Annotated in this window: 25 protein-coding genes and 1 tRNA gene; 6 read left to right on the top strand and 20 right to left on the bottom strand. The window is 43.9% G+C overall.

The genetic code is table 11. The annotated features are described in order from the left end of the window. Positions 1–164: 164 nt before the first annotated feature. The gene (locus tag VIM89_RS11265) at positions 165–1,766 is read right to left on the bottom strand and encodes an IPT/TIG domain-containing protein (protein ID WP_488156248.1); all 1,602 of its coding nucleotides are present in this window, start codon (positions 1,764–1,766) and stop codon (positions 165–167) included. 217 nt (positions 1,767–1,983) lie between these two features. Between VIM89_RS11265 and VIM89_RS11260 the strand changes: the two genes are divergently transcribed. From VIM89_RS11260 to VIM89_RS11245, 4 genes are all read left to right on the top strand, one after another. Continuing rightward, complete coding sequence (locus VIM89_RS11260; protein ID WP_488156247.1) at positions 1,984–2,394, top strand: hypothetical protein; 411 nt, start codon at positions 1,984–1,986, stop codon at positions 2,392–2,394. A 151-nt stretch (positions 2,395–2,545) separates the two neighbouring features. After that, positions 2,546–2,722, top strand: a complete 177-nt coding sequence (locus VIM89_RS11255) for a DUF3606 domain-containing protein (RefSeq protein ID WP_488156246.1) — start codon at positions 2,546–2,548, stop codon at positions 2,720–2,722. Positions 2,723–2,724: 2 nt separating this feature from the next. Then, a complete protein-coding gene (locus tag VIM89_RS11250) occupies positions 2,725–2,901 on the top strand; it encodes a DUF2188 domain-containing protein (protein WP_488156245.1) in 177 nt (58 codons plus the stop codon). Beyond that, complete coding sequence (locus VIM89_RS11245) at positions 2,879–3,112, top strand: KTSC domain-containing protein (RefSeq protein WP_488156244.1); 234 nt, start codon at positions 2,879–2,881, stop codon at positions 3,110–3,112. Before VIM89_RS11250 ends, VIM89_RS11245 begins: the two co-directional genes overlap by 23 nt. 10 nt (positions 3,113–3,122) lie before the next feature. Here VIM89_RS11245 and VIM89_RS11240 read toward each other — a convergent pair whose 3' ends face one another. The 3 genes from VIM89_RS11240 to VIM89_RS11230 form a co-directional block, all read right to left on the bottom strand. Then, positions 3,123–3,551 carry a hypothetical protein gene (locus VIM89_RS11240; RefSeq protein WP_488156243.1) on the bottom strand — a complete coding sequence of 143 codons (429 nt, stop codon included), beginning with the start codon at positions 3,549–3,551 and terminating at the stop codon, positions 3,123–3,125. Positions 3,552–3,757: 206 nt separating this feature from the next. Further along, the gene (locus VIM89_RS11235; RefSeq protein ID WP_488156242.1) at positions 3,758–4,444 is read right to left on the bottom strand and encodes a class I SAM-dependent methyltransferase; all 687 of its coding nucleotides are present in this window, start codon (positions 4,442–4,444) and stop codon (positions 3,758–3,760) included. After that, complete coding sequence (locus VIM89_RS11230) at positions 4,405–4,683, bottom strand: hypothetical protein (RefSeq protein ID WP_488156241.1); 279 nt, start codon at positions 4,681–4,683, stop codon at positions 4,405–4,407. Before VIM89_RS11230 ends, VIM89_RS11235 begins: the two co-directional genes overlap by 40 nt. 229 nt (positions 4,684–4,912) lie before the next feature. Between VIM89_RS11230 and VIM89_RS11225 the strand changes: the two genes are divergently transcribed. Beyond that, positions 4,913–5,995: an acyltransferase family protein gene (locus VIM89_RS11225; RefSeq protein ID WP_488156240.1), complete on the top strand. Its 1,083-nt coding sequence runs from the start codon at positions 4,913–4,915 to the stop codon at positions 5,993–5,995. A gap of 3 nt (positions 5,996–5,998) precedes the next feature. On the opposite strand, the gene VIM89_RS11220 is transcribed toward VIM89_RS11225, so the two are convergent. The 16 genes from VIM89_RS11220 to metG all read right to left on the bottom strand — a co-directional run bounded on the left by VIM89_RS11220 (position 5,999) and on the right by metG (position 22,325). Then, positions 5,999–6,820, bottom strand: coding sequence for an MFS transporter (locus VIM89_RS11220; protein WP_488156239.1), 822 nt, complete (start codon positions 6,818–6,820; stop codon positions 5,999–6,001). Further along, on the bottom strand, positions 6,736–7,269 hold the full coding sequence (locus VIM89_RS11215; protein ID WP_488156238.1) for an MFS transporter: 534 nt from the start codon (positions 7,267–7,269) through the stop codon (positions 6,736–6,738). The genes VIM89_RS11220 and VIM89_RS11215 overlap by 85 nt, the downstream gene beginning before the upstream one ends. 220 nt (positions 7,270–7,489) lie before the next feature. Then, the gene (locus VIM89_RS11210) at positions 7,490–8,338 is read right to left on the bottom strand and encodes an NAD(P)-dependent oxidoreductase (protein ID WP_488156237.1); all 849 of its coding nucleotides are present in this window, start codon (positions 8,336–8,338) and stop codon (positions 7,490–7,492) included. A gap of 70 nt (positions 8,339–8,408) precedes the next feature. Next, complete coding sequence (locus VIM89_RS11205; RefSeq protein WP_488156236.1) at positions 8,409–8,777, bottom strand: response regulator; 369 nt, start codon at positions 8,775–8,777, stop codon at positions 8,409–8,411. Positions 8,778–9,006: 229 nt separating this feature from the next. Then, complete coding sequence (locus VIM89_RS11200) at positions 9,007–9,381, bottom strand: VOC family protein (protein ID WP_488156235.1); 375 nt, start codon at positions 9,379–9,381, stop codon at positions 9,007–9,009. A gap of 64 nt (positions 9,382–9,445) precedes the next feature. Then, complete coding sequence (locus VIM89_RS11195) at positions 9,446–10,033, bottom strand: Crp/Fnr family transcriptional regulator (protein WP_488156234.1); 588 nt, start codon at positions 10,031–10,033, stop codon at positions 9,446–9,448. 35 nt (positions 10,034–10,068) lie between these two features. After that, the gene (locus VIM89_RS11190; RefSeq protein ID WP_488156233.1) at positions 10,069–10,662 is read right to left on the bottom strand and encodes a DUF308 domain-containing protein; all 594 of its coding nucleotides are present in this window, start codon (positions 10,660–10,662) and stop codon (positions 10,069–10,071) included. A gap of 179 nt (positions 10,663–10,841) precedes the next feature. Beyond that, positions 10,842–11,894, bottom strand: coding sequence for a metallophosphoesterase (locus VIM89_RS11185; protein ID WP_488156232.1), 1,053 nt, complete (start codon positions 11,892–11,894; stop codon positions 10,842–10,844). A 68-nt stretch (positions 11,895–11,962) separates the two neighbouring features. Then, complete coding sequence (locus tag VIM89_RS11180; protein ID WP_488156231.1) at positions 11,963–13,525, bottom strand: RagB/SusD family nutrient uptake outer membrane protein; 1,563 nt, start codon at positions 13,523–13,525, stop codon at positions 11,963–11,965. A 23-nt stretch (positions 13,526–13,548) separates the two neighbouring features. Then, positions 13,549–16,872, bottom strand: a complete 3,324-nt coding sequence (locus VIM89_RS11175) for a SusC/RagA family TonB-linked outer membrane protein (RefSeq protein WP_488156230.1) — start codon at positions 16,870–16,872, stop codon at positions 13,549–13,551. A 160-nt stretch (positions 16,873–17,032) separates the two neighbouring features. Continuing rightward, positions 17,033–17,968, bottom strand: coding sequence for a FecR family protein (locus VIM89_RS11170; RefSeq protein WP_488156229.1), 936 nt, complete (start codon positions 17,966–17,968; stop codon positions 17,033–17,035). Between the two features lie 74 nt (positions 17,969–18,042). After that, positions 18,043–18,636, bottom strand: a complete 594-nt coding sequence (locus tag VIM89_RS11165) for an RNA polymerase sigma factor (protein WP_488156228.1) — start codon at positions 18,634–18,636, stop codon at positions 18,043–18,045. A gap of 88 nt (positions 18,637–18,724) precedes the next feature. Continuing rightward, entirely contained in the window at positions 18,725–19,489 is a 765-nt protein-coding gene (gene map / locus VIM89_RS11160; protein WP_488156227.1) for a type I methionyl aminopeptidase, read from the bottom strand. Positions 19,490–19,644: 155 nt separating this feature from the next. Continuing rightward, on the bottom strand, positions 19,645–19,986 hold the full coding sequence (locus tag VIM89_RS11155) for a TfoX/Sxy family protein (RefSeq protein WP_488156226.1): 342 nt from the start codon (positions 19,984–19,986) through the stop codon (positions 19,645–19,647). Positions 19,987–20,098: 112 nt separating this feature from the next. Then, a tRNA-Arg gene (locus VIM89_RS11150) sits at positions 20,099–20,170 on the bottom strand. A gap of 82 nt (positions 20,171–20,252) precedes the next feature. Beyond that, entirely contained in the window at positions 20,253–22,325 is a 2,073-nt protein-coding gene (metG, locus tag VIM89_RS11145) for a methionine--tRNA ligase (RefSeq protein ID WP_488156225.1), read from the bottom strand. 138 nt (positions 22,326–22,463) lie between these two features. Here metG and VIM89_RS11140 point away from each other — a divergent pair, with 138 nt between their 5' ends. Further along, positions 22,464–23,414, top strand: a complete 951-nt coding sequence (locus VIM89_RS11140) for a S66 peptidase family protein (protein WP_488156224.1) — start codon at positions 22,464–22,466, stop codon at positions 23,412–23,414.

Raw genomic sequence — 23,414 nt, 5'->3', positions numbered from 1 at the left:
GTCGCCTATTGACTCACCCGGTCATTGCCTCGCTCAGCATATTTCCCTGATAATTGAGCAAAAAAACCCCACCAATTCAAATATTTTTTGCTTGAACTGGTGGGGATAATTTTACAGTGCAGCTATGCAAACAGTAAAAAGCCGGCGGCAAAGGTGTGGCTGTTTTACTGTAAGGTTATTTTGCGTATCAGGTTATTACCCGGATCTGCAACATACACATTGCCTGCTGCATCTACCGCAACACCGGTTGGATTGTTAAAAGCAGCTGAAGCTCCGGGGCCATTAGCAAAACCTCTAACACCGGTACCGGCGAGGGTGGTTACTACACCTGTCGGACTTATCTGTCGTATGGAGTGATTGTTAGCATCGGCAACATAGATATTACCTGCTGCATCTACAGCGTCGCCGATCGGATAAGAAAATGAAGCCGAAGCTGCGTTGCCATTGGTAAATCCAATTTTGCCATTACCGGCAATGGTAGTTACCACGCCCGCCGGGGTGATCTTGCGTATTAATTCGTTGCCGGTATCTACAATATAAAAATTGCCTGTTGCATCTATCGTGATGCCATATGGCCAATGAAAAGAGGCTGCTGTGCCGGTGCCGTTCATACCGCCGTCACTACCGGTACCTGCAAAGGTAGTTACAACGGCTGCCGGCGTTATCTTGCGTATTAAGTCGTTATCAGCATCTGCAACGAACAAATTGCCTGCTGCATCAAATACCAATGTGCTCGGGCCGGAAAAGAATGCTGCAGGTCCGGTGCCATTAGTTGATCCGGCATTTAGCGCTTTACCTGCAAACGTACTTACTACCCCGGTGGTAGTTATCTTGCGTATCGTGTTATTATACGAATCTGCAACAAACACATTGCCCGCAGCATCTACTGCAATGCCGCTTGGATTAAAAAAAGAAGCCGCAGTGCCGGCGCCATCGGCTGATCCGACAGTGCCATTACCTGCAAGGGTAGTTACCACGCCTGCGGGTGTTATTTTTCGTATAGCGCTATTGCCCTCATCTGCAACGTAGATATTGCCTGCCGCATCTAGTGCGATGCCATACGGGTAATTAAAAGAAGCTGAAGTGCCTGTACCATTGGCAAATCCTTGTGAGCCGTCGCCGGCAAAGGTGCTCACCGTAACACTATATTGATAAGTAAACACCGGCCCCGAAATGGCAGCGGCATTGTTGACCGAAAGGGTGATATTGCCGCTGCCTGCGCCCAATGGTACAGCCACGGTGAGTTGAGTGGCAGTAGCTGCGGATACAGTAGCCGCCTTACCGTTAAAAAATACTTTATCATTTGCAGGCGTAGTATCGAAACCGGTGCCTGTGATGATCACGGTGGTATTATAAGGTCCTGAATTTAAGCTGATGGACGATATGGTAGCTGCTGTAGTAGCCTTAATATAGGTAAACAACGGCCCCGAGACCTGGGCCGCATTATTAACCGATAGCGTAATATTGCCGGTACCTGCATCCAAAGGTACAGCTACGGTTAATTGAGTAGCAGTAGCTGCGGATACGGTTGCCGCCTTGCCGTTAAAAAATACTTTATCGTTTGCAGGTGTGGCATCGAAACCGGTACCGGTTATCACCACCACCGTATTGTAAGTTCCGGAGTCGACATTGATGGACGTTATGGTAACCGGTGTTTTAGTTACCGGGGGTTTACTATCTGTCTTGGTGCATGCCACGTAACAGGTTGCGGTTATACATAAAATCAGGGCACCCAATACCCGGATTTTTTTCAGCGATTGTATCATGATGTTTGTTAAGGTTTAAAGGTCAATATTAAAGGTCTTTCATTTTTTGGTAGTAAAGGTTTAAGTTCATTGAAAATCCCGTGCTAAAGATATTCAAATTTTCCGCCTTTGTTGGTGACAATGCCAACAAAGGCAAGGAGACACTCATTTTTTTAATCCGCAAGTTACAGGCAACCAGCGAAAAAGATGTTTCGTACCTGCTGGTAAAAATTATAAAATGAAAAGATTCGCCGGTACTTTGTTGGTTTTAGCTGCTATATCCTTTATAATATCTTGTAAAAAAGAAAAGTCCCAACCTGCTGCTGCTTCTTCAAAAACAATCAAATTCGTTTTGTATACCAATGAAGATTTTTCAACCGATGAGGATACGATCCGCTTTGCATTGACCATACGGAACAATGCAGGTACGATAAAGTCGCGTTCAATTTTTGATACTACATTAATGCTAATGAAAATTAAGGATATCCCCGGGCCGTCAAATAAACTGGTTTTCTCAAAGACTGTCCCGGATGACGGTACTCTGTTGGAAGCCGGATTTATTTATTACACCAGGTTTGGCGTTGGGTCGAAATTTGATACGGTTAGCACCAATGAGAAATTGAAGGTGTTTGAATATCCGTTCCAATAAATTGTCTGAACCGGAATTTATAGAATTTAAGAATTACCAGAATTCTGTTAATCCTGATTAGACAAAGTGCTGTCTACCATCTTACTGCTATTTTCCAAAACCCAAGTCTGCATCATTTGTTAAAATAGCAATAACATTAACAAATTGAACTATGAGCACAAGGGGATCAAAAGTGGAACGTCATTCGGTTTCTAATCAGCCGCATGAGATCAAATATGAGGCACGTAAGGAAGGCACCAGCGCTGCCAAAATAAAAGAGACTAAAAAGACCGCAGGCAACCAGCGCACCGATATTGAAAAGAAACTTAACGGAGGGAAGGGAGAGTAACTATGCCATGGCACAACGGCGACTATCCGCCATCTTATAAAAATCAGCCTAAAAAAATACGGGATATGGCAACTGAAATTGCCAATAAAGTATTGGAAAGCACCGACAATGAAGGCGAGGCTATTGCTACCGGTCTGAAGCAGGCAAGAGAACATTTTGCCAAAGAGCAAAAAAAGTAAGGGAAGCATGCCTTCAACCGTGATCAGCACAATGGAGTATGACCCGGAAACACAGACTTTAACAATCGCCTATGTTTCCGGGCAAACTTATGTGTATAAGGATGTTCCTGAAACGGTTTATAAGGAATTGAAAGCCTCGAGGGTTAAAGGACGTTACCTCCGATTCTTTGTAAAGGATAAATATGCATTTGAAAAGGTGGGCGATATATAAATATTCGTGGTTATCTAATCTTCATAATGAAAATTATTTTAGTTGCAGGTGGTATCAACGATTCTGTTGAAGTCTTAGCACTAAAATGGTGAGTATGATGCACTCGTGAGCCTCCATTTTTTTCCAATGCGCGATTATCACCATTATAATTTACAAGGTCATCAGGTATATCCGTAGTCCCACTTACGCTATGTGAATGATCTGGTTTACCTAATTTATCACCTATTTCGGAACTATTGGATGTTCCGTATGGAAACCTGCCTACCAAGTCGGGAGTGCCGTTTGCACCGTTGCAAACTACCCAGCCATAAGGGATATTTCCTTTAGATCCCCATCCTAAAATAGTTCCTTTTGGCATTGAACTAATGCCTGTCGTGGGGTGCTGAAATGAGCTCATGCCTATAATCAAGCAAAAAGCCAATACGATAAAAGTTTTCATTTTTTAAGTTTAGCACTGTTAATGATTAATGAATTAATCAAAACTATTTGCTACTTGAGACTAATGACAGGGTAAAAAAACGGTAAAATTTAAGGTAAAATGTCGTTACTGCTCACCAATCCCAGTCATTGATAAAATCACAACTTGTTAATAATCAGCAATTAAACATTTTTTTTAATATTCATCGCGTGAACGCTACACCGAACCTATAAGCAAATCTCGGCCACTACAGCCATTGGGCCTTTTTTATGCTTACTACCGAGAAAATAAAAATCGCCCAATTTCACAGGGATGCTTTCAAGAAATGATTTTAATGAATTTTCATAGTCTGCCGAAAAGTCTAAACCGAAATTGAACAATTCGTTGGTGCTCTTTACACCTTTCATCGAAAGTATGCGATCGCCATAGAAATCAGCGATCAATATACTGCCGGGAGCTGAGTGGGCATTGATCTCGCTGATCGTTTTCCTTACATCCGCTTCAGAAAGGTAGAGCGTTACCCCCTCCCATAAGAAAATGGATTTTTTATCAGGATCATAGCCATCCTGTTCCAGCTTCTCGTACCATTTCTCGGCGGAAAAATTTACTTCAACAAAAATGACATGGCTGGAATTGATGCCTGCTTTTTTCAGGCTGGCAATTTTTAAGCGTTGGGTGTTGGGCTGATCCAATTCAAAAAATCTGATCGTTTTGCTTGGTATAAAACCATAAGCCCTTGTATCATAACCCGCTCCCATGATGACGAATTGTTCCACCTGATCCAGCGATTTATTGATGAGGTGGTCAAAATGAACAGTCCTGGCAGATACAACATTGAAAACACTTACTTTATCGTTTTTAGGTAATACGGGGTTTATTTTAAACGCAGATAACCAGGAAAAAGAAGAAGCCATATTCCTAGTTCTGAGGCGTTAGGAAGGGCGCGGTACAACCGGGCGACATTTTCATCCTTTCTGACGCCATAGAAATTCATGATCCACCGTCCGCTGAGAACGGATAAAGCAGTACTGGACACCCCTAATTTTTTGCTGACCGATATCTGCCTGATGGTTAACAGTATAACGCCGATTATAGCAAAGGGGATAAAAATAATTTGTACGATAATAAAGACTATGAAAGCAATAAATTTCATTTCGGGATTTTAGGTTATTAGCCTTTCCGCTGTCTAAGCACTAAATTAACTAAAATTGGCCATTAAAATGGTGACGCGATATTGTCACCATCTGCTAAAGTTTATTAAACTGAAAATCAATAACAAGCAAGTGTTCACGAGCGTTCACGAGCTGTGAACGTGAACACTTGAACACCAACCAGTACCCCATATGCCTTTCGGTGACGAATAAAATTCCTATTTTGAGCCCGTGGAAAAATTGAATACTGGCATTTTAAAAACAAAACAGCACTTTGAAATTCTTGATGGATTACGCGGAATAGCGGCCCTGGCCGTGGTCACTTTTCATTTTATGGAGATCGTCTTTTCTGATTATAGTAAGAACTTTATCGGACATGGCTTCCTGGCAGTCGACTTCTTTTTCTGCCTGTCGGGTTTCGTTATTGCTTATGCTTATGACGACCGCATTGGAAAAATGGGCATGCTGGAATTCTTTAAATCGAGGCTGATACGCCTGCACCCGCTGGTAATATTCGGCTCGGTATTAGGCTTGCTGGCTTTTCTGTTCGACCCATTCGGTGGTCACCTGGAATTGTATAGCGCAGGCAGAATTATACTGGTATTTGTTTTATCTCTTTTGCTCATACCGTTTCCGGTAGTGGCAGACAGGGCATTCAACCAGTTCAGTTTCAATGCGCCCGCATGGTCGCTGTTTTGGGAGTATATCGCCAATATTTTTTATGCGTTTATCCTTTGCCGGCTTCGCAAATCATTTTTGATCGCACTGACAATCATTGCGGCAGGTTTTATATTCTATATTGCACATAGTTCAGGTAATTTGATGGGTGGTTGGGGAAAAGGAAATTTTTGGGACGGCTGCGCCCGTGTGTCCTATTCTTTTTTAGCGGGAATGCTGGTCTATCGTCTCAATCTGATCATCAAAAACAAGCTGGGCTTTATCGGCATATCTATTTTACTGGCACTGGCTTTCTTATTTCCTTTTTCAAATAAATGGAATTGGCTGAGCGAGCCATTGATCGTTATATTTTATTTCCCGCTGCTGGTGGCGCTTGGAGCAGGCGCGACATTAGTGCCGGGAGTGAAAAAAGTTTGTGTGCTATCCGGAAAGTTGTCATACCCGTTATACATGACCCATTATGCCGTAATGTGGATGTTTGGCAATTATTTGGCAACGCACAAACCAGCAACCGGTCAGCTTACATTTATTATCATAGCCGGATTGATCCTATTACCGGCATTTGCCTACCTGGTGATGATATGGTATGATACACCTGTGCGTAATTACTTAAACAGGAAAAGGCAAAAAGGCTGAACCCTATTCTTTCATTGACGACCGGGCAGCAATCAATGCCAAAAAAGTAATGGCGGCAGAAAATGATAAATAATAGCCCACATAATTGAGACCGTAAAGCGTAGCCAACTTAGTAGCTATTGCCGGAGTGAGTGAGGCCCCCAGTATACCGGCTAGAGTGAATGCCAATGATGCCCCTGTATACCTGACAGCCGCCGGGAAAATTCCTGCAAGCGCTGTACCAAGCGGACCATATGTTAACCCCATCAGTAACATGCCCAACACCAGGAAACCTACAGTAATTGCCCAACTGCCTGTACTAAACAATGGGGAAAAAGCCAGTCCGAACAGAAAAATGCATACTGTAGACACGATAAGCATATTGGCACGGCCATAACGATCGGCCAGAATTGATGAGATAGGTATACCGATGCCAAAGAATACTGCCGATATCATCTGCGCTACCTCGAAGCTCGCTTTGGAATAGTGCAGAGCCGACGTACCCCAGCTTAAGGTGAATACTGCCATCAGGTAAAACAACAGGAAGTTGGTTACCGATACGAATGTGCCTAATATGATAGCTTTGGTGTGCTTCATGAATACATCCTTTGCCGGTACTTTCACGCGTTCATTTTTTTCGATCACGTTTACAAAATCGGGGGTTTCGGCAATCTTTAAACGTACATACAATCCCACAAAAACCAACAGGGCGCTCGCTATAAAAGGGATGCGCCAGCCAAAGCTTAAAAACTGCTGATCATTTAACCATTGGTTAAAACGAGGAATGTTCCGCTCGAGAGCAGGAAACCAACGGGTGCACCCAATTGCGGGAACATGCCATACCATGCTTTTTTGCCTTCCGGGGCATTTTCAGTAGCCAGCAAGACTGCACCACCCCACTCGCCACCAAGCCCTAAGCCTTGCCCAAAACGGAATAAACACAAAAGCGCCGGAGCCATGATACCGATGGTTTGATAACCGGGCAATAGCCCTATAGCAACCGTTGAAGGCCCCATTGTCATCAAAGCAGCTACCAGGGTAGCTTTACGCCCCTTACGATCGCCAAAATGGCCAAACAGGGCTGCACCTAATGGTCGCGCGAAAAAGGCTAAAGCGAATGTTGCCAGGGATTGCAGTGTGGAAGTAGTCGGGTCAGCAGCCGGGAAAAAAAGCTTAGGAAATACCAGCACTGCAGCAGCTGCATAAATGTAAAAATCGAAATACTCGATGGTTGTACCGATCAGGCTGGCAATAAGTATGCGGCGTACAGAATTTGTGGTATGGCTTTGGCTCATTGGGGTTATGCAAAACCCAAATATATCAGAATGATTCTTAGTAAAAATAAAATACTATGTCATTTCGACGAACGTGGTGGGATTGGTTAACGGGTGAGGAGAAATCTTCTGCGCCTTGCAAAACGGATTATGTCTCGCGTAGAAGATTTCTCTTCGCCCCAAAGCAGCACCACCCCCAGCGGGCTCATCGAAATGACATAGTTTAATTATTTTTGCGTAATTAAATATTATCCTTCGCAATAACACTCCAGTCCTGGCTTCCGTAGCCTTTTTCTATCCATTTATCCATTTCGGCGGCGATAGCAGGGATGGCTGCGAGGTGAGCACCGTGTTTTTCTGCTTCTGCCATCATCAAACCAGAATCCTTCCTGGCCATAACCAGTTCCCACGACGGTTGCTCAAAATTGCCGATCAATATCCGCTTCAGGCGCGCGGGCATTGCTGCCGCAGGGTTCCACTCACTGAATAGACCTTGAACTTCGTCGCCTGAAATTCCAACTCCTTTAGCTAATGCCAGCATATCAGAAATGCCAACCGTCATTACCTGTAAAAACAAGTTTCCGGCTAGTTTCATGCCAGCAGCTTTACCTTCGGTAGCACCCAGGTTAAGCAGTTTGCCGGTCATTTTGCTCAATTCAGGTTCGGCTTTTTTGATAACATCCTGGTCTCCCGAAACCAGCATATAGCCCGTGCTTTCCAAAGCATTCGGTGGTCCCATGAAAACAGGAGCATGCAGATAGGTAAATCCTTTTGCCTTCCACGCTTTAGTGCGTGCTATGGCGCCCTCAACGGAAGTTGTGGTATGATCTATAACTAATGCGCCCGGTTTCAATCCGGCTTCTGCATTTTTCAAAACTTCATCCACGCTTTCATCATCCCGTACGGTGATATGAACAATATCAGCGCCTTTTACCGCATCTGCTACGTTTTCAAATGCTTTAGCGCCTTCTGATTCCAATGCCTGCGCCCTTGATGCTGTGCGGTTCCAGACCTGCACATCATCGCCTTTTTTACGCATGGCCTTTACGAAATTCGAGCCCAGCAGGCCCATTCCTAAAAATGCTTTCATATTGCAAATAACAAAATTTTAAGCGCTTTATGACTAAAGATTTCTGACTAAAAGTAAAGTGGATAACGGTCTATCTGGGCTTGTTTAAAAACTTTTGAACCATCGCCTCCAGGGTCGACAGATCGAAAGGCTTGGATACGATGCCGTTCCAGCCATGATAATCTCTTTCCAGTGTCGATTTAGGATAACCTGAGATCATAATAATTGGGATATGAAAAGTACCCGGATTGCTTTTCAGTTGAAGACAAATCTTGTCGCCGTTTTCTTCGGGCATTTTATAGTCCAGCAATATCAGGTCTGGTTGATATTTGTTGTATGCATCAAATATATTGTTGGCTTTGCCCAGGGTGGATACTATATAATCACTTGATTCAAAAAACGCTTTGAGCATGTCCCGGATGTCTTCGTCATCATCAATGATTAATAAACGTTTTTGCATGATTAAATAGCTAAATAGCAATGTTTTCCTGCAAATAACAACAGCTATCGGTTTGCTATTGTTTGCTTTAACAAACCTGTATCTGAACTATTTTCTTACATGCAAACCAACGGGCGACAGTCTTTTGAATTTCGCTGTAATCCGGATGGTTATCAGATGCCGGGCGATAATTCCGTCAGGGCGTATCAAGGCAGTGCTCAATGCGCTTTCGCTATTCCTGGTGCTGCATTTAAGCCGGTTCCCAAAGCTCTATGGCGTTGCCTTCCGGGTCGAGGATATGCACGAACTTGCCGTAATCATAAGTGGCTATCTCGTCAATAATGGTCACGCCATCTTGCTTTAATTGTTCCACCAATGCTACCAGGTCGGCCACGCGGTAATTGATCATAAATTCCTTTTTTGAAGGATCAAAATATTTCGTAGTTGCCGGAAAAGTATTCCAGGCTGTAACACCAATTTGTTCAGGGTCATCTTTCTCCCGCCATTCAAAAGTTGTTCCGTATGGACCGGTAGGTAATCCAAGGTTTTTTGCATACCAGTCGTTCATTCCCTTAGGGTCATTACACTTAAAAAATACGCCACCGAGGCCGGTTACTTTTTTCATGATCAAATGGTTTTTATATATTCAAGAATACATATTTAAACGGACAAATGAAAGGCAATTGACCTTAGCGTTGAATTCTTTTCCTGATCCGGCTCAAAGACGGATTCTTAATTCCCAGGTATGAAGAAATATGATATGCCGGGATACGATTAATAATATTGGGATGTTCGTCCAGCAATCTGATATACCGTTGCTCATGCGTGAAAAACAATAATTCCTCAGCCCGCGTCTGTGAATAAGTAAAGAATAGTTCTGCCAGCAACCGGCCAAATTTGGCCCAGTTTGGATGGGTTTGATATAAGCTAATGAGATCGTGATAGGTAATATAAATTAATTCACAATCCTCCATGGCCTGGATGAAATAATGACATGCGTTACGGGTAATGAAACTTCGGAATGAGACGATGAACTGATTTTCGGAAAAGAAAAAGATATTGGTTTCCGCGCCCGTATCAGGATTACTGTAGTAGATCCGGAAAATCCCTTTGACTACCAATCCCAGGTCGTTACAAACCACGTATTGCATATTGAAAAAGTCGCCCTTTTTAATTTTACGGGGCTTCCATAAAGACCTGCTGTCGGCAATATCTTTTTCAGTTAACCCGGCAAAATTTGCCAGGTGCGCTTTCAGTATTTCATGATATTCACTCATAGCATCAGGATTTACTTTAGCAAGTATATAAAAGATCAGGCAGCCTTTTCAAGGCCTTTTATAGATTTTGACAATCTGATAGCAGCGAGCAGAAAATAAAAAGCGCCAAACGCCGAATACCCGGCCAAACTGCTGATGCCCATGGTTGGCGACTTTGCCATAGCAATAAATGCAATACCCGCCAGCATAGATTGACCGCCACTAATGATCATTGGCCATTGTCCGCCCATTTCCTTCCGGCGGCGCAGGCCAAGTATAAGCTGTATAAGACCGGTAATGATAGCCCAGGCACCGAAAACCATTAGCGCTACGGAAACACCCTTTTGCAAAGCCAACACTACGCCAATGGTTGTGAGGGTTCCGATAACCGCATTTACATATTGCGGTGTTTTTGATACGGATGGCGGATTTGCCTTAATGTCTAAAAAAGTAGCAATAACGTCCCAGGCCGGATAAATAATAAAAAGGATGTCGGCAATACTATTATTTGTTTTAACGAAAACCGAAATCAGGATAATCCAAATGACAGAAAATACAGTGCGTGTAAAGTAGAGGCGGCGCAGTGATCTGGCTGTTTGAACAGTGGTTGCTGAATTTGTTGTGTTTATTGATTCAATTGATGAGTTCATGACGTTATTCTATTTTTTTGAAGCAAATGTAGGCGCTAACAACCTGGCTGTTTTTCACTTAAGTTAAAACGAATAGCATACTATGCTGCGCAATAAAACCATCTATTAAAAAAGCCTTCAGATTTTCATCCAAAGGCTTTCCTAATAAGACTCTTCAAACATCTTTTAGTCCGATTGCATTAAAACAGCGGAACCGTAAACTGGCTATCGCCGTCCGTTTCGATTTCGTTCGTATATGGCGAAAAAGTGCGTACACTGATTTTATTCTCCTTTACAGAAAAAGTGTACAAGCGCATAAGTCCATGCCCGCCGTTTGGTCTGCTCTGGTAATCCGACAAAAAGGTACGAATGGTGTGCCCGTTATAAGTTTCTTCACGGTATCCTTCTCCGTTATCGCCCACATGACCGCAAAGCATCATAAATAAATTAGGGTTTGCCTTAAGGCTTTTATAAATGGCTTTTCCTTCTGCATTGAAAGGCGCCTGCGGGGTATTGGTTCCTTTTACAGGGTTAAAATGTAAAATGGAATGGCTCACAACAATAGCCTTTCTTGCAGCATATTTTTTTAATATCTCATTGGCCCAGCCGTAAAGATGCTGCTGGTCTTCGTTATGAGAATCGAACTCAAGAAAAACCACGATGAAATCCACACCGCCTGCTGTAAAAAGATCATAATGGCTATCGTTATTATTGCCGTAATGACTACCATAGTACGGACGACCTTCAAAATGAGGCACGCCAAAATATTTATTATAAAAATTAGTGGTACCGGTTACCGGGTACTGGCTCGGGAATTGATCATGATTACCCACAGCCAAACCATAAGGTATACTTACCGGGTTTTCGAGGCCGTAAAGGGCTTTTTGAGCAAGATACCATTCAGAGCGGGCCGTTACCGGATTATCGCCATGCTCGGTGATATCACCCATGTGTGCTACGTAGGCAATATTTTCTTTCACCTGGTTTTTTTGTATCCAGTCTATTTGCGCTTTAAACATATCAAACGTTCCTCCCAGCTGCGCCTGTGCAAGGTAATATTGCGAATCGGGTATTACTGCTATGGAAAACGTACCGGGTTTTACCACAGCCTGTTTCCCGGGCGTATTTAAGACCGTATCGCCGGGAGCCGTAGCTGCGAACGTTATAGTTGAAGAAAATAGGAGATTGATAGCAACCAATGATAAAGCTGTAATATGATTTTTCAGCTTATTGATACCGTTATTCATCGTCATTTTGTTAGTGTGAAGTCTTAGAAAACAGCGCCGTGCTTAAGCAACGGCGCTGCGGATTGAAATTTAATTTAGAATGTATACCCGGGATTCTGCTTTAACTGCGGGTTGAGGCCTATCTGCGAAAAAGGGATAGGATACAACAGGCGATAATCCTGTATATTATAAGCCCCCGTCGGCAGGTAAGGGTGCAGTTGTTTCAGCTGGGTCGAAAAGGTCTGCATGGTGCTTATTGCGGTGCCGGTGCGCAGCAGATCAAACCAGCGATGATTTTCAAAAGCCAGCTCCACCCTTCTTTCATGTGCGATAGCTATGCGTAACGACGCCTGGTCGGCAGTGGTAATATTATGCAGCGCATCACCAAATGCTCTCGCACGTACGGTGTTTAATGCAGTTAAAGCAGCATTGCTGTTACCCAGTTCATTCTCCGCTTCTGCATACATCAGTAAAGCATCGGCATAACGGTAAACCATCCAATCATCTTCGGTATTATTGGCTATAGAAACCGGGTTCAGCACTTTTTTATCGAAAGCCCTGCCTACTTTGCCTGCCGCCGGAGTATAGCCCACAATACTTTTATAAGCCGAAATGGTCATGTACCCGCTGCTATTGTAAGTGCCTTCTGCCATACCAATCGAGGCGTCCAGGCGGGTATCGCCAGGTTCGTAGGCATCGATCAGATCTTGTGTCGGCACGTTCCAGCCCCCGGTTGAGGTGTTATTCGTAGTAACGCCGCTGGTGATCAGCTTGGTATCTGTGGTACGCGGCAAAAACAGGTAAATAAAATTGCTCTGTTGCCCGTTGGTCGCCCCTGCCATATACTGCACTTCAAATATTGACTCAACACTATTCTTATTGGTGGTTGAAAATACATCAGCATAATTAGGCAACAGGCTATAACCCATTGTTTGCAGACTTTGCAGCAAAGGCTCAGCGGCGCTGTAATTCTTCTGGGTCATATAGATATCAGCCAGCAGCATGGTGGCAGCGCCTTTTGTGGCGGCGCCTGTTTGCTGTCCTTTTGTGAAAGCTGCTTCCGGCAGTTTTTTAACAGCATCAGAAGCATCGGCAATGAGCTGTTTATAAACGTCACCAGCTGAGGCACGCGGTATAAAGGCCTCATCGGCCGTAGAAACCTCGTGCAACGACAGCGGCACCCCACCAAAAAACCTTACCAGCCTGAAATAATAAAATGCTCTCAGAAACTCCGCTTCGCCTTGTATTTCACTTTTGGCGTCAGCGCTTACCTGGGTTGAATTTTGCAATCTATCCAGAATGGTATTGCAGCGCGAGATACCGACGTAAGCATAACGATAGGCATTGTCCTCGTAGGAGTTATTGGCGTCGTCCATCCAGTCGTGTATCTGGTCGCGGTGTACATTTGCGGTACCAACGTCCTGCGGAAAATAATCATAATCCGTATTGTCCGAGCGCATTTCGGTCAGGTAAAAATCCTGGTTAAATACTGCGCGCAATGTAACATAAGCTGAGGCCAGCGCCTGGCGAAACTGCGCTTCGGTCTGGTAAAAATTTGCTTCCGATATCTGATCCTGCGGGGTAAGATCAAGAAATTCTTTTTTGCATGATGATACTGCTACGAGTAACACCAATACTGCTAAATATATCTTTTTCATATGGATGAAATCATTTTTGGGGCTTATTTAAGACTTGTTGAAACACCAATCGAGAAGGTCCGGTAAATAGGGTATGAGTTTTCGTCGATACCTTCACCCGTTCCGTTCAAACCGTTCAGGCTCACTTCAGGATTCAGACCGGAGTATTTGGTAAAGAACCATGCATTATCGACAGATAAATACACATGCAGCTTTTTGAACACAGAATTTTCGCCCAGCGGAACATTATAACCCAGGTTCACGTTTTTGATGGCCAGATACGAACCATCTTCAACCCATTGCGATTCAACATCACGGCCAAGGGACGTGGTTCCCGTTTCTGTTCGCGGGTAAATACCTGAGCCAGGCTGCGACGGTGAGCGCCATCTGTCGGCTACCGCGGCAAGCAAACCACCGCGTGCGCCGTCCATATTGGTTAAGTAGGCCCATTTATCAGCATTCAGTATCTGGTTGCCGTAGGAACCTGCCAGGGTGATGTTTAAATTAAACTGCTTATAGGTAAAGTTGTTGGTAAACCCATAAATAAACTTCGGGTTAGGGTTACCAATAAATGTGCGGTCTTTGGCATCGATCACGCCGTCGCCGTTAACATCTTTGAATTTGATAGTACCGATATCAGATTTAGCCAATGTCTCTTTCGGTGAATTAGCCAGATCGGCGGCATCTTTATACAAACCGTCGAAAACAAATCCATAAAACATTCCCAGCGGCTGACCGATCTGCGTGCGGTCATAATCGGATGAAATGGTATTGTTCCTGATAATATATCCCGGAGAAACAAGGTTGGTTACCAGATTCCTGTCGAACGAAATGTTGAAATTGCTGGTCCACTTGAATTTTCCAACCAGGTTATTGGTGCTCAGGGTAAACTCATGACCCCAGAATTTGATAGCGCCTACGTTATAAGTAATGGTAGTAAAACCAGAATTATAAGGGATCGGACGATCCTGGATCAAACCATCGGTATTGCGGTGATAATAATCATAGGTAAATGTTATCCTGTCTTTTAGCAATGACACATCTAAACCAATATCCAATTGCTTGTTACGCTCCCAACGCAACTGATCGTTACCAAGTGTGCTGTTGGCTGCGCCTGCCTGTAATACGTCGTTGTAAGTATAATTGTAAGCCTGGCCGCTGCCGATCTGCGAGATAGATGCGTAGTTGCCCAGCGTATTGTTGCCGGTTATACCGTAGCTTGCCCGTATTTTCAGGTAATTGATGGGCTTAACATTTTCCATAAAATGCTCGTTGCTGATCACCCAGCCGACAGAGCCTGACGGGAAAAATCCATACTTTCTATCCGAGCCAAAACGCGATGAACCGTCGCTGCGGGCCGAAAAAGATAGTAGGTAAGTTCCCTTATAATCATAGTTTAACCGGCCAATTGTCGACAGCAGCGAGTAAGCTGTAGTATTACTTGTGCCGCCGGTGATAAGGGTAGCTTCACTCAGGTAAGGGATCTCATCGGTAGCCCAGGTCGATCCGCTCACACTATTGCTGATCTGGCTGAATTTCTGAATTGAATAACCCGCCAATGCCTGGATATGATGATTTTTAAAGGTTTTATCATAGTTCAGATAACCTTCAGCGGTATAAGAATAATTGTCGACATAACCGCTCGAGCCGGTAGCAATCTTATTTGTGGTGATGGTAGAAGGTACAAAGTTGTTATGCGACTCAGCACCCTTATCTATCCCAAAGTTGGTTTTCAGAGAAAGCCCATCCCAAATGTCGTAGTTGAAATAGCCATTACCCAGTATACGCGTGGTCTTATAATCGTCCTTCATTTCCATCAGCTGGGCCAGCGGATTGATGTTGGCAACCTGGCCAGGACTTGCAGCACTGTAGGTATAACTACCATCTGCATTATATGGTGAAACCAGCGGGCTGCCCTCAGATACCTTTTCGATAATGTTGTTCACACCCTCCGTCGCAATGCGGTTGTTATGGTCGATGTGATAGCTCGGTGCCAGATTAAAACCTATTTTGGCGCGGTTGTTTGCAAAAGTCAGGTCCTGGTTAAGGCGCAGAGAGAATTGCTCTATACCCTGGTTCACCACCACACCTTGTTGGTTGATATACCCCGCCACTACCGTCGAATGGGAATGATCGGTTGCTGACGATACCGTTACATTGTATGATTCTGTCGGCGCCTTGCGTGTAACCAGGTTAAACCAGTTGGTACCTTCGCCATAACGACCTGGGTTTTGATATACAGGATCGAGCACAGGTTTGGTTGCCGGTTCGTAAGTAAGTTTGTCCTGGTAATATTCGTTCTCAAACTGGGCCCATTGCTGCGCGTTCATCAGCTGATAACGCCCCTTTTGCGGTATGGCCTGTATACCGAAATAGCCATCAAAAGAAACTTTGGCATCACCCGGATTGGCATGCTTGGTAGTGATCAAAACAACACCATTCGAGGCCCTTGATCCGTAAAGCGCAGTAGCCGCTGCATCTTTTAACACGGTGAACGACTCAATCTCAGCCGGGTTGATGTTGTTAATGCTACCTGTTATCGGCATACCATCTATTACAAACAACGGTTGGTTGCTTAGCGTAAATGATGCCGCTCCGCGTATACGAAACTGGAAGCCACGGCCAGGCGCGCCATTGTTTTGTGTGATCTGCACGCCTGCCACCTTGCCTTGCAAAACCTGGGCAAACTGGTTATCTGGCTTATCAGTCAGATCGGTACCCGAAATCTCTGCCAGCGAGCCGGTGATCTCGTTACGACGTTGTTTACCATAAGATATAGTAACCTCTTTCAGCTGACCAACGCCAGACATGGTTACGTTTAATGATACCGGTTTTTTAGAACTGACTACTACGCCGGGATATTCCATGCGTTTATAACCCACGAAGCTTACCGCAATGGTATAAGTGCCCTCGGGAACAGTAAGACTAAAATCACCCTTGGGGTCGCTCATTACACCGATTGTTGTGCCTGCAATAGCCACGGTCGCACCAGGCAGCGATTCGCCATTCTCATCGGCAACATGACCGGTAATTTTGCCATATTCCTGCCTGAATAATAAAATATTACCGGCCTCTTCTTTATAGCCAATGTGCGTGCCTTTAAATAAGTGATCGAGAATGACTTCCAGGCGCTCACCATGAAAAACCTCCGGCTGGATATTATCCTGCTTTAGTCCAAGGTAACCGGCATCATAGGCAAATGCCAGGTCGGTTTTTTGCTCGAGCTGCTTTATCGCCGTGTAGAGGTCCTCACGGTCAAAAGTGATATCGAAACGTTTGTCGAGGCTTTGAGCCTTTACACTCGCAGCCTGTACAGACAGCAGCCCTACTGTTAAAAGGATGCTAAAAGACAAAAAAGTTATACGCATAAATTGCTTGCATAACTGTGTATAGAAATTCATATTTTTGAATGCTTAAGTGATAGTGAATAAAAATTACTGAGCGCGCATGATCATGAGGATTGCCGTCCGCGTGATATGCAAAAAGTACTATAGATCGGTCCTGTTGCCGCAGGGCCGATTTTTATTTTTAATAAATCATTACCTCATTCCCCTCCTTTTTGAAATGTGTATTGTGTATTTGTGTGATTAATTTCAGCGCATCAGCAACAGATATTCCGTGCCTTAGAATGAAGGTGAAGCGGTAATCGCTTATCCTTTTACTGGTAGCTTTCAGTGTGACGCCGTATGTATTCTTCATTGCCAGTGCCAGTTCCTCAAAACTCGCATCTTTAAGATAGGTCGAGCCTGTCTTCCAGCCCTGCAACTGTTCAGGGTCAATGGTATTAATATTGAAATCGGTCTTAATTTTATTAAAAACCAACTGTTTAGAAGGAGTAAGCATAGCCAGCGTTTTTCCGTTGCGAACAACACCCACCATACCGCTCACTACACTGATTTTAATATCCTTCAGGCTTTTAAATGTTTTTATATTGAACGAAGTGCCTAAAACTTGCACGTTAAGCGCTGAGGCCCGGACAATAAAAGGTCGGTTGGCATCATGATGAACATCAAAAAAAGCTTCGCCTTCATTGAGAATAAGCTGGCGGACTTTTCCATCAAAATTTTGCGGGACCTGCAATGAAGTGGCCGAATTCAACCAAACCTGGGTACCATCGGGTAGGGTCAGTTGTTTAATACTATTTACCCCGGTGCTTACAGTGTAGTACTGAGGTGCGCTTTGCCTGCTGCCGGCCAATTTCCAGATTGCCAGGGCGCCGCATGCCAGGAAAGCTATAGCTGCAGCCACACGCATCACCGGGAAGCGGTAGATTTTTGCCTGTTTGGTCACCAGGCCTAGTTTTTCGCGGGCGGCTATGCGCGAGCGTTCTACCTCGGCCTCGTCGATATGAGCCTCGCCTGCAGAATATGATTTGTACCAGGCATCAATCAGGGCGTTCTCTGTTTCGTTGGATTTACCCTGTTGATACCGTTTTAACTTCTTTCTGAATTTATGGATGTCCATTAACAATGTTTTTCACCCTATAAGTTGCAGAAAGTGCCCTTTGGTACTTTTAATTTACATCATGTTTGTGTTAATTATTTGTGAAGCATGGCAATGATAATAGCCATATAAGTGAGATGCCGCTCAGGATACTTCTCGATAATAATACTGCGCAAACGACGGGTAACTTCGGCAATGTAATTTTTTACTGTTTGGTCTGCCAGCCCAAGCTCTCCGGCTATGGCCTTTACCGAATGGTTTTCGCTGCGCAGCTGGTAAACCTTTTTTAGCATATCGGGCATTAGGTTCAGCGCTTCTTCAAGCGTTTGTTCTAATTCAAGATAATCAGTAAGGGAATGGATGGAATTTTCGAGAATATTAATGCGTTCAAGTGCATTCTGTAATTTTGCTTGATCGGCCTTGAGCGAACGGTAATGGCCAATAACACTTAGGCGAACAGCACCCTGCAGGTAATTCTCAACGGAAGTGTTTATTTCAATGGTTTCGCGGCGCTGCCAGAGTTTAATAAATATCTCCTGCACAATATCCTGCGCTTCAGTCTCATCATCAAGGCGAGCCCTTGCGATGCGGTATAACTTATCCCAATAACGGTCGAACAGGGTATTGAACGCCTGTTGATCATGCAGGCTGATTTGATCGAGTAGCTCCTTATCTGAATAATGCACCATCACGTGGCTGCAAAATTAAGAGCCGATTGTTAATTTAATTTTAACATTGATTTTGTAACAATTTCGTTATTCAAGGACTTTTGGAGCATTAATCCCAAATACCGTTCTGCGCTGTAAATATCACCGGCTCACCGCCGGTAACCATAATGGTATGCTCATGTTGGGCAACAAAGCCACCTTTATTACCGTGCAATGTCCAACCGTCGGCCTGGGTTTCGGCAATTGTTGAACGGGTGGAAATGAATGTCTCTATCGCTACTACCGAATTCTTTTTAAAACGTGCAGTATTTAACCTGTCGCAGTAGTTGGCAATCTCGTGCGGCTCCTCATGCAGACTGCGACCAACGCCATGCCCCGTCAGGTTTTTTATTACTGTGTAACCGGCTTTTTTGGCCTCAGTTTCTATCAGCCTGCCAATCTCCGATATCCTGACACCACCTTTGATGTTGCTGATCGCTTTCTTCAATATCTCCTTGGATGCCTCTATCAGTTTACCATGGCCATGGATATCTTCTCCTAACACAAAAGAGCCACCGTTATCGGCCCAATAGCCCTTCAGCTCTGCCGATACGTCGATATTTACCAGGTCACCCTCTTTAAGAATTTTATCGGCCGATGGTATGCCGTGTGGTGTCTCTTCGTTAACGCTGATACAAGTATATCCCGGAAAATCATAGGTTAACTTAGGTGCAGAACGTGCACCCGCTTCAGCAAGCAATTTTCCTCCATATTCGTCAAGTTCTTTTGCGGACATACCAGGCTTGGCATACTCGCGCATCTTCTTAAGCGTGATGGCTACAGCATCACTGGCTTGCTGCATGCCAATTCTTTCATTTTCGGTGGATATGGACATTTTTGAAGTCTGTTTGATGCAAAATTAAGCATTATTGGAGTTGGCCCCGTTTGCTAAATGTCAGTTTATTAGGCTTCCGGCGTAGGTAATATCAAAAAAAAGGTTATTCAAAAACCTAAAAGGGGATTAGTTGAGTTCTTTATTTAATCTTATAGTTATTTCTTTTTTTTTGCGGCTTTAGCCTGAGGGTTATGGGCAAGGCAAAGACCTATCCAGTAATTGAAATCGGTTTGGCTTCTCATTCCTTCATCACTCACGTAAACGTATCCTTTCATTGGTTTGCCAGCAAAATCCATTTCGCGGCAACCTATCCTTTTTAGTGCTTCTTCCTGAGCAGCCTCACCAATACGGCACATCATTTCCTCCTTAACAATACCCACACACATTTTTCCATTTACCATATAACAAACACCACCAAACATGTATTTTTCTTCGACGCCGGGTACATTTTCCAACGCCTCCCTTATGCGATTATTTAATGTTTCATTGTAAGCCATACACTAATGTATAGATTTCTTGAATAAGTATAAAAGACTACAAGTAATAGTCGATGTTATTAGCTTACCCTATCAAAAGAAAAAGCCGCTTTAGAAAACTAAAGCGGCTTTGTAGCCCCGACGAGAATCGAACTCATATCTAAAGTTTAGGAAACTTCTATTCTATCCATTGAACTACGAGGCCGGTTGCGGATGTGCAAATTTTTTGATGTGCAAATGTGCAAATTATACATGAGTTCATCAAAAACATTTGCACATCTGCACATCTAACGAATTACCGAACCATTATGCAGGTCATCCACCGTTGAAACAAAGCTTAACTTACCTTCATTATCTTCTGCCATCAGGATCATACCCTGGGAAAGGATGCCCTTTATTTCGCGTGGCTCCAGATTTGCCAGTATACTCACCTTGCGACCAATAATTGTTTCCGGCTCATATTGTTCGGCTAAGCCTGAGACTACTGTGCGCTGATCGATGCCTGTATCAATTGTCAGCTTAAGCAATTTTTTGGTTTTAGCTACCTTTTCTGCAGTCAATATGGTTCCTACACGGATATCCATTGTAGCAAAAGCCTCATAATTGATATTGGCTTTAGCAGGTTGTACTTGTGCGGATTGCGCCGGTGCCGCTGTCTGCTTTTTCGCATTCAGCTTTTCTATTTGCGTATCTATCGTGGCGTCTTCTACTTTTTCAAATAATAATGACGGCTCATTTAGCTGGTGACCGCTTTTAAATACCACTTCCTCTTCAAAACCGATCTGGTCAGATGGCCAGTTAAGCATAGTCAATATTCTCTTCGCGGTGGCAGGTAAAAATGGTTGCAAACAGGCTGCAAGATGACCGATCAGCACCAAACAGTTGTGCAAGGCAAGCTTAGCATCATCCGGATTGGTTTTTATTGTTTTCCACGGCTCTTTTTCGGTCAGGTAACGGTTACCCAGGCGGGCTATGTCCATTACTGTTTGCATACCCTGGCGGAACTTGTAAGTCTCCAGACTGCGCTCCAATTCATCATAGAAACGGCCAAGCTCAGTATTGATGCCTTCATCTTTTAGGGCCACTACTCTGTCTTCACATTCAATCTTTCCATCAAAAAATTTATGCATCAATATCATCACCCGGTTCACAAAATTTCCGAGGATGGCAACCAGCTCATTGTTCACACGCGCCTGGTAGTCTTTCCAGGTAAACTCGCTGTCGCTGGTTTCAGGCAGGATCGAGGTTAGCACATAACGCAATTCATCCTGCTTACCCGGAAATTCTTCCAAATACTCGTGAAGCCAAACGGCATGATTACGTGAGGTAGAAAGCTTATCGCCTTCCAGGTTCAAAAACTCGTTGGCCGGTACATTCTGAGGTAAAACATATTCACCATGAGCACACAAGATAGCAGGGAAAATAATGCAATGGAAAACGATGTTGTCTTTACCAATAAAGTGGATCAGGCAAGTATCGTCTTCTTCCCTTTCCTGTTTTTTCCAGTACAGCTTCCAATCTTTACCGTGATCGATAGCCCATTGCTTGGTAGCAGAGATATAACCTATCGGCGCATCCATCCACACGTATAATTTCTTACCTTTTGCTTCTTCCAATGGCACATCGATACCCCAATCTAAATCACGGGTCATAGAACGTGGCTGCAGGCCTGATTTGAGCCATGATTTACACTGCCCGAATACATTTACCTTCCACTCGTTCTCTTTAGTGTCGATCCACTTTTCCAGCCATGGTTGATATTTATCCAAAGGCAAGTACCAGTGCTTTGTTGGTTTTAGCACCGGAGGTTTGCCACTTAAGGTAGATATTGGGTTAATGAGATCAGTCGGATTTAGTGAAGTGCCACAGTTCTCGCATTGATCGCCATATGCATTGGGATTACTGCAGTTAGGGCAAGTGCCTATGATATAACGGTCAGCTAAAAACTGCTGAAAATCCTCATCAAAATACTGTTCGGAATATTTTTCTACAAATTCACCCTTCTCATATAAATTCAAAAAGAACTCTTTCGACAGATCATGATGAATTGCTGAGGATGTGCGGTGATAAATATCAAATGAAATCCCAAACTCTTCAAAGCTTTGTTTGATCTGCGCGTGATACTTATCGATAATAGCCTGCGGCGTAGTACCTTCTTTTTTTGCTTTTATGGTGATGGCTGCGCCATGTTCGTCCGAGCCGCATATGTATACCACGTCCTTCTTCTTTAGCCGCAGATACCTCACAAAAATATCCGCAGGCAGGTAGGCTCCTGCCAAATGGCCAATATGCAGCGGGCCATTGGCATAAGGCAATGCAGAAGTGATCGTATATCTTTTAAATTTATTAAGTTGTGACATTGTATTAAATTGCATGCGTTCCGTCTGCCAGCTGGCGGACGGGAGTGCAAAGATAATTTATTTTAGTCGGAAAGACGGGCAGACCGAAGGTCCGAAAGAATTTCTGTCTTTTACAAGCCATAAAAGGTTTTTATTTCTATGACGAATCAATCTGAATCTTCTTCCGGACTTGCCGACTTTCGGACTTTCGGACTAAAGGAAATCCCCTATCTGAAAAAAGGCGACCAAATTGCCATCACTTGTCCTGCTAAAAAATTGCCTAACCCAATGGATAATGCTGTTGCCTTATTAAAATCCTGGGGATTGAAGGTAGTTATCGGTGAAACACTGAATGCATCCTATCACCAGTTTGCAGGTGATGACAACCTGAGAGCCAGAGATCTGCAGCGGTTTATTGATGATGATAGCATAAAAGCAATCATAGCAGCCCGCGGAGGATATGGTACGGTACGGATAATTGATAAAATTGACTTCAGCAGGTTCGCTGTTAACCCTAAATGGATTGTCGGGTTTAGCGATATAACTGTATTGCACGCACATTTATTTGCCAATTACCAGGCTCCAACGATACATGGACAAATGCCGGTAAATATTCCCGACGCATCTAAATATTCGTTGGAAACGCTCCGAAAAGCTTTATTTGGAGAAGAGCTAAGCTATCAATTCAATTCCCACAATCTGAATCGGGCTGGTGAAACAACAGGCATTCTGATCGGCGGTAACCTGAGCTTGCTGGTTGCCATTTTGAATTCGGTATCTGATTATAGTTACGACGGCAAGATACTTTTTATAGAAGACGTAGGCGAGTATTTGTATTCTGTCGACAGGATGATCCGCGCCCTTGACCGTGCAGGTAAACTGAAAAACCTGGCAGGCTTAATAGTTGGAGGCTTTACAGATTTGAAAGATAATGATATACCTTTCGGCCAAAACGCACCTGAAATTATCATGGAAGTTGTAAAAGATTACAATTATCCTGTGTGCTTTGATTTCCCGGCAGGCCATATTCCCGACAATCAGTCCCTCATATTTGGAAAAGTGCTTAACTTATCAGTAAACGAGAAGTATGTTGCCGCAAATTATAGTTAA

Source organism: Mucilaginibacter sp. (genome assembly GCF_036568825.1).
Taxonomy (GTDB): domain Bacteria; phylum Bacteroidota; class Bacteroidia; order Sphingobacteriales; family Sphingobacteriaceae; genus Mucilaginibacter.
Note: the sequence above shows the minus strand (reverse complement) of the source record. Positions and strands in the feature narration are given on the sequence as shown.